Origin of the sequence: Streptomyces sp. NBC_00846, assembly GCF_045207325.1 — a bacterium.
Lineage (GTDB): Bacteria > Actinomycetota > Actinomycetes > Streptomycetales > Streptomycetaceae > Streptomyces.
Window position 1 is genome coordinate 4,165,799 of the sequence record NZ_CP108846.1, and the last position, 12,920, is coordinate 4,178,718.

Genomic DNA, 12,920 nt, shown 5'->3' on the forward strand with positions numbered 1-12,920 from the left:
GGATCTCGGACTTTTTCGGCTGGGCCGGGGCGGACCGGCCGGAGCCTGCCGTGGCGTTGGGCTGCTCGCCCGGTACGGGCCCCGTCGTGCCGAGGCGTGCCCCGAAGGCGCCGCCGGCTCCCGGCACGGCCCCCGCCCCGGCTCCCGGCACGGCCGGTAGGCCTTCGGTGCGTGGTGTGTCCGGGTCCGTCTCCGCGAACTCCGGCGAGAGAATGTCGGGCATCTCCCGGGCGGTTGCCATGGCGCTCCCTCGGTCAGCGGTCCGAGCCGTCAGCAGGGTGGTTGACGGTGGGCAGGCGGTGCAGGTCCGGCGCCCCACCGGCCGGAGATCCCTTGGCATGATGGGGTCCGGTCGGTCGGCCGTCGGCCCACCGGATTACCGAGCACGAGGGAGCCGCTGTGGCGCGCCATCTGATCGTCGTTGACCCGGCAGGGTCGGGCGACCACCGCACCATCGGCGAGGCGCTGACCGCGGCGCGCGGGGGCTCGGTGATCAGCGTCAGGGCCGGGCGGTACGAGGAGAACCTCGTGGTGACGAAGCTGGTCACGGTCGTCGCCCACGAGCCGGGTTCCGCCGTCGAGATCGCACCGCGCAGCGGCAGCGCGGTGCAGGTGCTCGCGGAGGCCGTCAAGCTCTCCGGGCTGCGGCTGGTGGCGGGCGGAGGCGGGGACGAGGACGAACCGGTGGTGGACGTGCCGCGCGGTCAGGCCGCCCTGGAGGACTGCGAGGTGTACGGCAACTCCTGGGCCGCGCTGCTCTCGCGCGACGAGGGTTCGCTCGCCATCCGCGACACCACCGTCAGCAATCCGGCGGGCGCCGGAATCGTGGACCTGTCGTCGCGGACCAGCGTCGTCGAGCACTGCGTCCTGCAGCGGCTGGGCAGTTCGGGGATCGTGCTCGGCGAGGACGCGTCCACCGAGGTGCGCGGCTGCACCGTGCGGGACGCCGGGGGCAACGGCGTACTCGCCAACGGGCGGGCGCGCGGCAGCTTCACGGACGTCACGGTGGAGCGGACCGTGAAGCCCGGGGTCGCCGTGGAGGGGAACGCCACGACGCGGTTCACCGATGTACGGGTCGAGGACTGTGTGATCGGCTTCCACATATCGACGGCCGCGCAGACGGTACTGACCGACTGCGCGGCCACCGGCTCCACGACCCACGGCGTCACCCTCTCCGGCGCGACCGACCCCGAGCTGAACCGGATCCGGATCGACCGTCCGGGCGGCCACGGCATCGCCGTCACCGGGCGTTCCCGGGGCACGGTCGCCGATGCGCGGATCAGCGGGGCCCGTTCGGCCGGGCTGCTCGTGCAGGACGGATCGTCGACGACCGTGCTCCGTACGGAGATCGTCGATGGCGCGGCGGACGGCGTCCTCCTCACCGGCGGCTGCACCGCCCGCCTCGACCGGGTCACCGTGACCGCCGTCGCGGGGCACGGCATCGTCGTCGCGGAGGGCGCCGACCCGGTGCTGCGGCGGGTCGAGGTGACGGACACCGGCGGGCACGGCATCGAGCTGCGCGGCGGGGCGCGCGGGAGGATCGAGGCGTCCGCGGTGACCGCGGCGGGCGGCTGCGGGGTCCGGGTCGACGGCGCCCGACCGGCTCTGCAGGGTACGGCCGTACGGTCCGCCGCGCGGGCCGGGATGTCGGTCCTGGCGGGCGGCGTCCTCATGCTGGTCGACTGCGAGGTCGAAGGACCGGGCGGCAACGGGCTGGAAGTGGACGGCCCCGAGGCCGAGTTGACGGCAGTACGGGTCCGGGTGCGGGCTGCCGGACGGCACGGTGCGAGCGTCGGGGCGGAGGCGACGGCCGAGCTGACCGAATGCGTCCTGACCGCGGGCGGCGGGGACGGGCTGCGGACCGTGAGCCGGCTGCGGGTGCGCGCCGCGGGGTGCACCATCACCGGCAACAAGGGCGCGGGCGTGCGCCGTACACCCACCGAGGGCGAGCTGGTGCTCGACCGGCTGACCAGCGAGGAGAACGGCGAGCCCGACATCACGGGCGACGCCGACGCCCCGGACGGCGCCCCCGGCGACCCGCGCGGGCCGCTCGCCCGGCTGGACGAACTGGTCGGGCTGCGTGCCGTCAAGGAGCAGGTCGCCACCCTGGTCAATCTCAACCGGCTGGCCCGGCGCCGCCGTGACGCGGGCCTCCCGGTCCCGGCCACCGCCCGCCACCTGGTGTTCGCGGGCCCGCCCGGCACCGGCAAGACCAGCGTCGCGCGGCTGTACGGGAGCATCCTCGCCGCCCTGGGTGTGCTGCGCTCCGGACATCTGGTGGAGGTGGCCCGCGCCGATCTGGTCGCGAAGGTGGTCGGCGGCACCGCCATGAAGACCACCGAGGTCTTCGAACAGGCCATGGGCGGGGTGCTGTTCATCGACGAGGCGTACGCGCTCACCCAGGGCGGCGGGTCGTCCGGTGCCGACTTCGGGCGGGAGGCGGTCGACACACTGGTGAAGCTGATGGAGGACCACCGGGACGACGTCGTCGTGATCGCGGCGGGCTACTCGTCCGAGATGCACACCTTCCTGGCGTCCAACCCCGGGCTGGCCTCGCGTTTCAACCGTACCGTCGAGTTCGAGAACTACACGGTCCCCGAGCTGATCACCATCGTGCGCAAGCAGTGCGAGCAGAACCGCTACACGCTGGGCGAGGACACCGAGCGGGCGCTGGCCGTGCACTTCGGGCGGATGCACAAGGACGCGTCGTTCGGCAACGCGCGCGCCGCCCGGAAGGTCTTCGAGGAGCTGATCGACCGGCAGGCGCTGCGGCTCGCCGAGATGCCGGAGGTCTCCGAGGACGATCTGACGACGCTGCTCCCCTCGGACGTCGGCGAGCAGGCGGCGGCAGCCATCGGCGCGGGTGAGAGCGAGCCCACGGACACCACCCGGCTCGACGCGATCATGACCGAACTGGGCGCGCTGGTCGGCCTGGAGGAAGCCAAGTCGCAGGTGCAGGACCTGGTCAACCTGCTGGCGACGGCCCGCAGGCGCCGGGCGGCCGGACTGCCCGCGCCGTCGGTCGGCCACCACCTGGTCTTCGCGGGCCCGCCCGGCACCGGCAAAACCTCGGTGGCCCGACTGTACGGCGAACTGCTGGGCGCCATGGGGGTGTTGCCCCGTGGGCAGCTGGTGGAGGTGGCACGGGCAGACCTGGTGGGCCGTTACGTCGGGCACACGGCGCAGCTCACCCAGGAGGTCTTCGCGCGGGCGCGGGGCGGGGTGCTGTTCATCGACGAGGCGTACGCGCTGACGCCGGCGGGCGGTTCGGGCGCGGACTTCGGGCAGGAGGCCGTCGACACCCTGGTGAAGCTGATGGAGGACCACCGGGACGACACGGCGGTGGTGGTGGCGGGCTACGAACGGGAGATGGACCGATTCCTCGCGTCGAACCCCGGGCTGGGCTCGCGGTTCTCGCGCCGGGTGACGTTCGGCTCGTACTCGGCGGAACATCTGGTGGAGATCGTCCGGCGGCAGTGCGAACGCGACGGGTACGACTGCGCACCGGAGACGGTGGAGTTGCTCGCCCGGTACTTCGAAGAGGTTCCGCGCGACGAGAACTTCGGCAACGCGCGGTTCGCACGGCGGGTGCTGGAGTCGATGATGACCCGGCAGGCCGGGCGGCTGAGCAGGATGCCGGAGGCCGGGCCGCAGGAACTGCGGATGCTGCTGTCCGAGGACCTGGTGGTCCCTTCGGGCCTGTCCGGCGGGTGAGGTACGGGGCTGGGGCGGCGGCCCAACAGGTCATAGGATCATGGCCATGCAGCCCCGCACCGCACTGCTCCCGGCCGCCGCCCTCGCCCTCCTCGTGAGCGTCTCGGCAGCCGGCCCCGCCGAGGCCGCGGACGGTCCCAGCCTCCCCGCCGTCAGTGCCGCTCCGCCCGACGACGGCAGTTGTGTCAAGCCGTCCACGAAGCACTCCGACCTCACTCCGTGGCCGCAGCGGTTCATCGCGCCGTCCCGGGCCTGGCCGTTGTCCCGGGGCGCGGGTGTCACCGTCGCCGTGGTCGACACCGGGGTCGATGCCGCGCGGACACCTGCGCTCGCCGGGCGGGTGAAGGCCGGGCCCGATGTCGCCTCGGGCGGGACCGCCGGGAAGGACTGCACCGGACACGGGACCTTCGTGGCGGGGATCATCGCGGCCGGGCAGAAGCCCGGAGTCGGCTTCGCGGGGGTCGCGCCCGACGCACTGATCCTGGCGGTCCGGGTGACCGCCAAGGACGGGTCGGTGACCGCCGACCGGGTGGCGGCCGGGATCCGGGCCGCGGTGGCCGGCGGGGCTCGGGTGGTGGACGTGCCCCTCGCGCTGGACCGCGGCAGTGCTTCGCTCACCTCGGCCGTACGGGACGCGGTGAGCCACGATGTGCTCGTGGTGGCCCCGGCGTACGGGAGTCCCACCTCGCCGGGGGAGGCGGCCCCGGCCGCCTATCCGGCGGCGCTGCCCGGTGTGCTGGCTGTCGCCGGGCTCGCTCCCGGGGGCGGCCCCGACCAGAAGGCCGCGCCCGCGACGGCCCCCGACATCGCCGCGCCGGGCACCAGTGTCATGAGCATCGGGCCCGGCGGCACCGGGCACTTCAGCGGTAGCGGGGCCGATCTGGCGACCGGGTTCGTGGCGGGTACGGCCGCGCTGGTGGACGGATACCGTCCCGGCCTGACCGTCCAGCAGCTCACGGACCGGCTGACGTCGACGGCGTACCCGGGTGCCGGGAGCCGTGCGCTGACGGGTGCCGGGACGGTCGATCCGGCGGGTGCGGTGACGGCCGTGCTGCCCACGTCGGCACCCCGCCCCGCGCGGCCCGGTCCTGCCCCGCAGCTCGCGGCAAGTACCGGGGACAGCGCCCATGCGGGCGCCGTCGCGGTGGCCGGAGGCGCGGCGGGCATCGTCGCGCTGACGGCCTTCTTCGCGGTGGTGCTCCCGCGCGCCCGCCGTCGGGGCTGGCGCCCCGGGGCCTGACCCGGGGCTCGGGACTCCGGAACGACGGGGCCCCGGAGCCGCGGAGCGTGGGACCCCCCAGGACCACAGAGCCGGGACCACCGGGCCAGGACCACAGGATCCCGGGCCCTGCGGTCCCGGAGGGCTTACTCCGCTTCCGTCTCCACTGTCTCCTCCGCCTTCTCTGCCTCCTCTGCCTCTTCACCGCGCAGCGCCGTCTGCACCTGCACCGTGTTGCGGCGCGTGATGTACAGACCGCGTCCGGGCGGGAGCAGACGGGGCTTCGTACCGGCGATGATCTGGCCCTCGGTGGGCGGGCAGGACAGTTGCAGGACCGGGGTGTTGGCCTCGACGAGCCGGCGCAGCAGCTGGTCCGACATCATCGAGCGGGACGCGCCGTTGGCGCTGCGGGCCACGATCACGTGCAGACCCACCTCGGTGCCCTGCGCGAGATACGGAAGCAGCGGGGCGAACGGGTCGGGACCGCCGCTGCCGATCAGCTCGTAGTCGTCCACGACCACGAACAGCCGCGGCCCCTTCCACCAGTCGCGCCGCTTCAGCCGCTCCGGTGAGATCTCCGGCCCCGGCACCCGGTCGGCCATGGCGCGGGCGGAGCCGCTGACCATCTCCTGGAGCTGGGCCGGGCCGACCGCGTACCCGAGGCGGTAGGGCTCCGGTACGGCTCCGGCCAGGCGGCGACGGTAGTCGGTGACCATGACGCGGGCCTCGCTGGGCCCGTAGCGCCGGGTGACGGCTTCGCAGACCATGGCCAGCAGGTTGGTCTTGCCCGACTCGGCGTCGCCGACCACGACCAGGTGCGGGTTCTCCTCGAAGTCGTGGTGGAAGGTGTCCAGTTGGACGTCCCGCAGGCCGATCGGGACGCGCAGGTCGCCGTCCGGTTCGGGCAGTTCGGACGCGGGCAGGGTGAGCGGCAGCATCCGTACGGGCGGGGCCTTGGGCCCGTCCCACTCGGCGGCCGTCTCGCGGACCAGCGCGTCCACGCCGTCCGAGAGGGTGTCGATCGAGGAGTCTCCGTCGATACGGGGCAGTGCGGCCAGGAAGTGCAGCCGCTCGTCGGTGAGCCCCCGGCCGGGGATCTTCGGTACGGTCGCCGCCGCCCGCATGTTGATCGCGGAGTCGACCGGGTCGCCGAGCCGCAGTTCGAAGCGAGTGCCGAGCTGGTCGCGCAGGGCGCTGCCGACCTCGCCCCAGCGGGTTGCGGCGATGATCAGGTGGACGCCGAAGTTGAGCCCGCGGGACGCGATGAGGGTGAAGGTGGGCACCAGGTCCATGAAGTCCTGGCGGATCGTGTTCCAGCCGTCCACGACGAGGAAGACGTCGCCGTACGGGTCGTCGGCGAACTCACCGGCCGCGCGCTTGCGCCGGAAGTCGGCCATGGATCCCAGGCCGTGGTCGGCGAACTGCCGCTCGCGGCGGGCGATCAGCGCGGTGATCTCGGCAACGGTACGGAGCAGCCGGTCCGGGTCGAGGCGTCCGGTGACGCCGCCGACGTGCGGGAGGCCACAGAGCGCGGCGAGCGCGCCGCCGCCCAGGTCCAGGCAGTAGAACTGCACCTCGCGCGGGGTGTGGGTGCGGGCGATGGCGGTGACGAGCGTACGGACGAGGGTGCTCTTGCCGCTCTGCGGTCCGCCCGCGATACCGACGTGGCCGCCCGCCCCGGACAGGTCGGCGGTCAGCTCGTCGCGCCGCTGGTCGAACGGCCGGTCCACGATGCCGACCGGCACGGTGAGCGGGCGGCGTGGCGTCGCCGAGCCGGGTGGAGGCAGCAGCAGGTCGAGCGTGGGCGGCTCGGTGAGCGGGGGCAGCCACACCTGGTGGGCGTGCGGGCCGGAGCTCTCCAGCCGCTCGACGGCGATGGTGAGCAGGCTGGTGGCAGCGGCCTCCTCGGCCGGACCGGCTTCCGGCGTGGCCACATCGGGCTCGGTCTGCGGCAGTTGCCGCGGCGGCACCCAGCCCGCGTGGAACGGCACGACCTGCCCGGCGACGACCGCCTGGCGTACTGCGGGGCGGACCACTCGGTAGGGACCGGAGACGAAGGCGGCCTTGAACCGGGTGAGCGTGCCGACGTCGTTCTTCAGCAGGCCGCTTCCCGGCTGCGGAGGCAGCTCGTACGCGTCCGGGACACCGAGCACACCGCGGCTCTCCATCGCGGAGAAGGTCCGCAGCCCCACCCGGTAGGAGAGATGGGACTCCAGCTGGTGGATACGGCCTTCGTCGAGCCGCTGCGAGGCGAGCAGCAGATGCATGCCGAGGCTCCGGCCGAGCCGTCCGATCATGACGAACAGGTCGAGGAAGTCCCGGTGGGAGGCGAGGAGTTCACTGAACTCGTCGACGACGACGAAGAGGGTGGGCAGCGGTGCGAGGTCGGCGCCGCCTTCGCGGGCCTTCTCGTACTCCAGCACCGAGGCGTAGTTGCCCGCCCTGCGCAGCAGCTCCTGACGGCGCATCAGTTCACCGTGCAGGGCGTCCCGCATGCGCTCCACGAGCGCCGTCTCGTCGGCGAGGTTGGTGATGACGGCGGAGGTGTGGGGCAGCCGGTCGAGGCCGAGGAAGGTCGCGCCGCCCTTGAAGTCGACGAGTACGAAGTTGAGCGTCTCGGACGAGTGGGTGAGCGCGAGGCCGAGCACCAGGGTGCGCAGCAGCTCCGACTTGCCCGATCCGGTGGCGCCGATGAGCATGCCGTGCGGGCCCATCCCGCCCTGCGCCGACTCCTTGATGTCCAGGGCCACCTGGCTGCCGTCGGCGGCGAGACCGATGGGGACCCGCAGCCGGTCGCCGGGCGTGCGCCGTTCGTGCAGCTTGGTGAAGTCGGCGGAGTGCAGATCGTGGATGCCGAGCAGACCGGTCAGCTCCATGTCCTCCTGGAGCGGCTGCTCGGAGCGGGCGGTGACGCCCAGCCGGAAAGGGGCCACGGCGGAGGCCAGGGCGCGGGCGGCGTGCGGGCCGAGGGTCTCGGGGCGGCCCACGGAGGTCTCGGAGGACTTGCCGTCCGGGTCGGTGGTGACCATCGAGAGGTCGTCGGGGGTGACCCGGAAGCGGAGTGTGCCGCGTGCGGGGGCGGCGTCGAGGGCCCCGCGTACGTCGATGACCAGGGCATTGCGGTAGCCGGGCCCGGCGATGCGCGCCCCGGCGGGGACCGCGGCGGTGTCCAGGACGATGACCGTGTACGGCTCGTCGCGGCTCGGCTCGGAGCCCGGCTCGAACGGCGGACGCCCGCCGAACTCCTCGCCCAGCAGTGGCTCCAGCTCGGAGACGGCCTCGGCGACGAGGCGGGCGGCGCCCGCACCGTCGGTGTCGGACGGGTGCTGGGCGTGCGGCAGCCACTTCACCCACTCCCAGCCGGGGAGCGCGCCGCCGTCGGCGACGACCACGACGGCGAGATCCTCCGGCGCGTGCAGGACGGCGAGCTGGGCGACCACGGCGCGGGCGGCGCCGCGGGCCGTCTCCAGGTTCCGCTCGGCGGCCGCGACCGCGTCGGTCCCGGTCTCCTCCCCGTCCTTGCTGCCGGACAGCAGGACGACCCGGGCGAAGGAGCGCAGCCGGACCGCGATCGGCTGCCCCGGCACCGTCGAGTACGCGCGGATGAAGCGGCGCAGCGCGTGCGCGCAGAGCGGTTCGAGGTCCTCGACGGGCTTGGTGGAGAGGGGGGTGAGGGTGAGTGCGAGCTGACGGGTACCGGTGGCGACCCGGACCTCGGCGAAGTCCTCATGGGTGGTGCGGCGCTCCCACAGCCGTCCGCTGCGCGCCAGGGAGACGAGCGAGCCGGGCTCGGGGTGGTGCCAGGCGTCGGCGCGCCGCTGCTCGTCGATGGCCTTGCGGATACGGCGGCGGCTGGTGGCGAGGTAGCGCAGGTAATCGCGCCGTTCGCCGCGCAGCCGCCGTTTGCGGTCGCCGGCGGCGCGGATGAACTGGCTGATCAGCATGCCGACGGCGGACAGCAGCATCATCCCGATGGCGACCCACATCAGGACGCCGCTGCTCTCGCCGGGCCTGATGAAGATCAGCACCATGCCGAGCGAGCTGAGCGCCATGGGCAGATAGGTGATGACGCCGCTCATGGCGCTCTGGGACTCGGGCAGTGCGGGTGGTTCCTGGAGGGTCAGCTCGCCCTGTGGCAGCTGCGGGCCCGGCCGGCGCGGCGGGCGCCGGAACGTGACGGTGCTCAAGAGGGCAGGGCCTTCCTGGTCCAAGGAGACAGGTGAATTACCCGCGGGTCAACGGGCGGACAAGAAACAGTTGTCCGTTGTGCCACAGGGCAATTTCATCAGCCACCCACCATTGCTGGCCAGGTGGTTGATCCGATGATCGGTTCGAACTCACGATAGTGTTCGCCCCGTTCCCGGGTCGACCCGCACCCACGGACGGGAGAGAATCGAAACGCCGTGAGCGACACCACCGTCGGATTGTGCCGAATAGCTGTAAGAGCGCCTGAAAATTCCTATGAGTTGGGCGTCCCGGTCGACGTGCCGCTCGCCGATCTCATCCCCGTCCTGGTCGAGTACGCCGGCGGTGAACTGCATGAGCAGGGCGCCGCCCACGGCGGCTGGACCCTCCAGCGACTGGGCGCCGCGCCGCTCGACGAGGAGGGAACCCCGCAGTCGCTCGAGTTGCGCGACGGCGAGACCCTGTATTTGCGGGCCCGTCACGAGGCGTTGCCCGAGGTCGACTTCGACGATCTGGTCGACGGCATCGGGGAGACGCTGCGGGCCCGCCCCGACACCTGGAACCCCGCGCTGAGCAGACGGCTACTGATCGGCCTTGCCGTGGCCGGGCTGGCCGCGGCCCTGTTCACCGTCGCGCTGCCCGGCCCCACCGGCTGGCGGGCGGGCGCGGCTGCCGTGCTCGCCGTACTGCTGCTCGCCGGGGCGACGGCCGCGTCGCGCGCCGTCGGGGACGCGGGGGCAGGCGCCGCTCTCGGGCTGATGGCGGTGCCGCATCTGGCCCTGGCCGGCGCGCTGTTGCCCACCGCCGGGCACGGTGAGGACGTGTTCGGCCCCCGGTTGCTGGCGGGCGGAGCGGCGGCAGCCGGGGCCGCGGTCCTCGCGCTGGCCGCGGTCGGCGCGTTCGCTCCACTGTTCCTCGGCGCCTTCGCCGTCGCCCTGTTCGCGGCGGTCGGCGGCCTGGTCTGCGCGGGCGGTGTGCCGCTGTCGCACACCGCCGGATACCTCGCGGTGGGCGCGGTCGCCACCGGGAGTTTCGTACCGGGACTCGCCTTCCGCCTGGCGGGGCTGCGGCTCCCACCACTGCCGTCCAGCGCCGACGAACTCCAGGAGGGCATCGAGCCCTTCGAGGCCGAGCGGGTACGGGTGCGTGCTCGGTCCGCCGACGCGTACGCCACCGGTTGCTCCGCCGCACTCGGACTGGTCCTCGCGGGCTGTGTGACGGCGCTGCTCACCGGGCCCGACTCCGACGGCTGGCCCGCGCCGGTCCTCGCGGTGGCGCTCGGCGTACTGCTGCTGCTGCACACCCGGACCGTCGGCGGTGCCCTGCAGCGCCTGGCCCTGGCACTGCCGGGGGCGTACGCCCTGGTGCTCGCCGCCTGCACGGACGCGGCCGGGACCGGCATGCCCGGCCGGCTGGAGGTCACCGGGTTCCTGACGGCCGCGGCAGCGGTCACGGTGATCGCCGCCTGGACCGTGCCCGGCCGCAGGCTGGTCCCGTACTGGGGCCGCGCGGCCGACCTCCTGCACAGCCTGACCGCACTCGTACTGCTGCCGCTCGCGCTGCTGCTGGCCGGGGTGTTCGGCATGCTGCGGGGCATCTGGGGCTGACCGGCCCCGGGAACCGGCCGCCCGGTTCCCAGCAGCCCGACAGGGCAGGTCCGGGGCCGGTTCCCCGGTGATCCAGTGAGCCCGTGAGCGCACCGAGCACGGTCAGCACGCTCACATTCAGCACACTCACGGTCAGCACACTGAGGAAGCAGTGAGGAAATCCCATGCAGTCCAGGCGTGACCAGGTCCAGGCCCACATGTTCGTCATGGGCCGGCTCTCCTCCGGCATGCAGCGCGCCGAGCCGGATGCGCCGGACACCCCGACCGCCCGTACCTGGCGCGGCATCATGTGGGGCCTGCTGGTTGCCGTCCTCGCCGCGGTGGTCACGACGCTGTACGGGCTGATCTCGCCCGGTGGCGCGACTTCCTGGCGCACCGACGGCGCGCTGGTGGTGGTGAAGGACTCGGGGGCCCGGTACCTCTACGTCGGCGGCACGCTGCACCCCGTACTGAATGAGGCGTCGGCGCGGCTGCTGGCCGGGGACAAGCTCTCCGTCCAGCAGGTCGCCGCCGCCTCCCTCGGGGACACCCCGCGCGGGACGCCGCTCGGCATCGTGGGCGCGCCCGACGGGCTGCCGAAGGGCGCGCTCGACCGGGGTACCTGGTCGGTGTGCGCGGGCCGCAAGGACACCGGGACCGGCGGCACCAGCACGGTCACCTCCGTGGTGATCGGCACCGAACCGGGCGGCGACGAACTGGGCGCGAAGGAAGGAGTACTGGTGTCGTCACCTCACGGCGGGGTCCAACTCCTCTGGCACGGAAGGCGGTTCGCGGTCGACACCAAGCACGGTGCGGCTGCGGCGCTCGGCTGGGCGGGGACCACGGCCCCGTACCCGGTCGGCGACGCCTTCCTCGCCTCGCTGGCGGCCGGGCCCGACCTGGCGGCGCCCGAGGTGCCGGGCCGCGGCGGGGCGGGTCCGCAACTGGCGGGGGCGGCGAGCCGGACCGGCCAGCTGTTCACCGCCGACGGCGGCCAGCACTACCTGCTGCGCAAGGACGGGCTCGTACCGCTGACCGACACCTTGCACCGGCTGGTGCTCGGCGACCCGCGCACCCAGGCGCAGGCGTACGGCGGGGGCGTGGTGAGCGAACGTACGGTGGGCGCCGCCGATCTGGCCGCCCATCAGGTTCCGGCGTCGGCGGCTGCGGCGCTCGCCGCCGACCTGCCCGCCAAGGCACCGCACCCGGTGTCGGCCGCCGCAGGTCAGGACGTGTGCGCGCGGGTCGCTTCCAGCGGCTCCGGGCACACCACGACGGTGGCGCTGGTCGCCGCCGCGCAGGTGCCGGGCGGGACGCCGGACGCCGAACCGGGCGTACGGGCCGGGTGCCTGGCGGCCGACCGGATCTGGGTGCGGCCGGGCTCGGGCGCCCTGGTGACGGCCCACTCCACGGCCGGGACCGGCGCCAGCCGCTACCTGGTCACCGATGCGGGCGCCGCCTACCCGGTGCCCGACGACGACGCTCTCAAGCAGCTCGGCTACTCGGCGGACGAGGCGGTACGGCTGCCCGCGCCGCTGCTCGACCTGCTGCCGACCGGGCCGAGTCTCGACCCGCAGGCGCTGGCTCGGGGCGGAATCGTGCAGGCCGACCAATCCGCCTCGGAAGGCACCGGGAGCGAAAGAGTTGCACGCACGGGGAAACAATCCAATGAACGATGCGTCAACAATTGAAGCCAATGCTCAAGTGAAGATCAAATCTTGATCCTGCGGGGTCAGTTGAACACCTCTGATGAGTATCGTGACGACGCATGTCCGAATCCTGATGCGAATGGGGCCGACCATGAGTGATAACGCGCCTGGACTGTTCAACCGGCAGCAAGTAGACGTCGACAAGGCCCGCACGGCCCTGGAGAACCACGTGGCCACCATGGCCCGTGCGGGCGCGACGGTGTCGGCGATCCACGACGACGTGCGGATGGCGTACGTCGCCAACTCCTCCAGCATCTTCAGCAGCAAGCTCCAGCAGTGGATGCAGGCGTACACGGACATCAAGGGCAAGGTCGACGCGCTGCACGCCTCGCTGTCGGCGGCCGACGTCATCCACAACACCAGTGAGATGGACGCCTCCCAGTACGCGAGCGCGTGGGACGGCGGCGGCAGCGGCTACTACCAGGCCCTCTCCGGCTGACCCACCGGCAACTCACCTACCAGTACTGCCTCTTCCCTCCTCCCGCATCTCCTGAAAGGACGACCGGA

The 12,920-nt window shown here is 73.1% G+C and carries 6 protein-coding genes; 5 read left to right on the forward strand and 1 reads right to left on the reverse strand.

The window, feature by feature from the left end; genetic code table 11:
* Positions 1 to 399: 399 nt before the first annotated feature.
* Together OG936_RS19285 and OG936_RS19290 are read left to right on the forward strand one after the other, a co-directional pair.
* The gene (locus OG936_RS19285; protein ID WP_406496205.1) at positions 400 to 3,714 is read left to right on the forward strand and encodes a right-handed parallel beta-helix repeat-containing protein; all 3,315 of its coding nucleotides are present in this window, start codon (positions 400 to 402) and stop codon (positions 3,712 to 3,714) included.
* A gap of 46 nt (positions 3,715 to 3,760) precedes the next feature.
* Complete coding sequence (locus OG936_RS19290) at positions 3,761 to 4,954, forward strand: S8 family serine peptidase (protein ID WP_406496207.1); 1,194 nt, start codon at positions 3,761 to 3,763, stop codon at positions 4,952 to 4,954.
* A gap of 125 nt (positions 4,955 to 5,079) precedes the next feature.
* Here OG936_RS19290 and eccCa read toward each other — a convergent pair whose 3' ends face one another.
* Complete coding sequence (gene eccCa, locus OG936_RS19295) at positions 5,080 to 9,120, reverse strand: type VII secretion protein EccCa (protein WP_406496209.1); 4,041 nt, start codon at positions 9,118 to 9,120, stop codon at positions 5,080 to 5,082.
* 216 nt (positions 9,121 to 9,336) lie between these two features.
* On the opposite strand from eccCa, the gene eccD reads away from it, so the two are divergent.
* From eccD to OG936_RS19310, 3 genes are all read left to right on the forward strand, one after another.
* Entirely contained in the window at positions 9,337 to 10,725 is a 1,389-nt protein-coding gene (gene eccD, locus OG936_RS19300) for a type VII secretion integral membrane protein EccD (RefSeq protein WP_406496210.1), read from the forward strand.
* A gap of 164 nt (positions 10,726 to 10,889) precedes the next feature.
* Entirely contained in the window at positions 10,890 to 12,395 is a 1,506-nt protein-coding gene (gene eccB / locus OG936_RS19305; protein WP_406496212.1) for a type VII secretion protein EccB, read from the forward strand.
* 109 nt (positions 12,396 to 12,504) lie between these two features.
* Entirely contained in the window at positions 12,505 to 12,852 is a 348-nt protein-coding gene (locus tag OG936_RS19310; protein WP_406496213.1) for a hypothetical protein, read from the forward strand.
* Positions 12,853 to 12,920 lie beyond the last annotated feature (68 nt).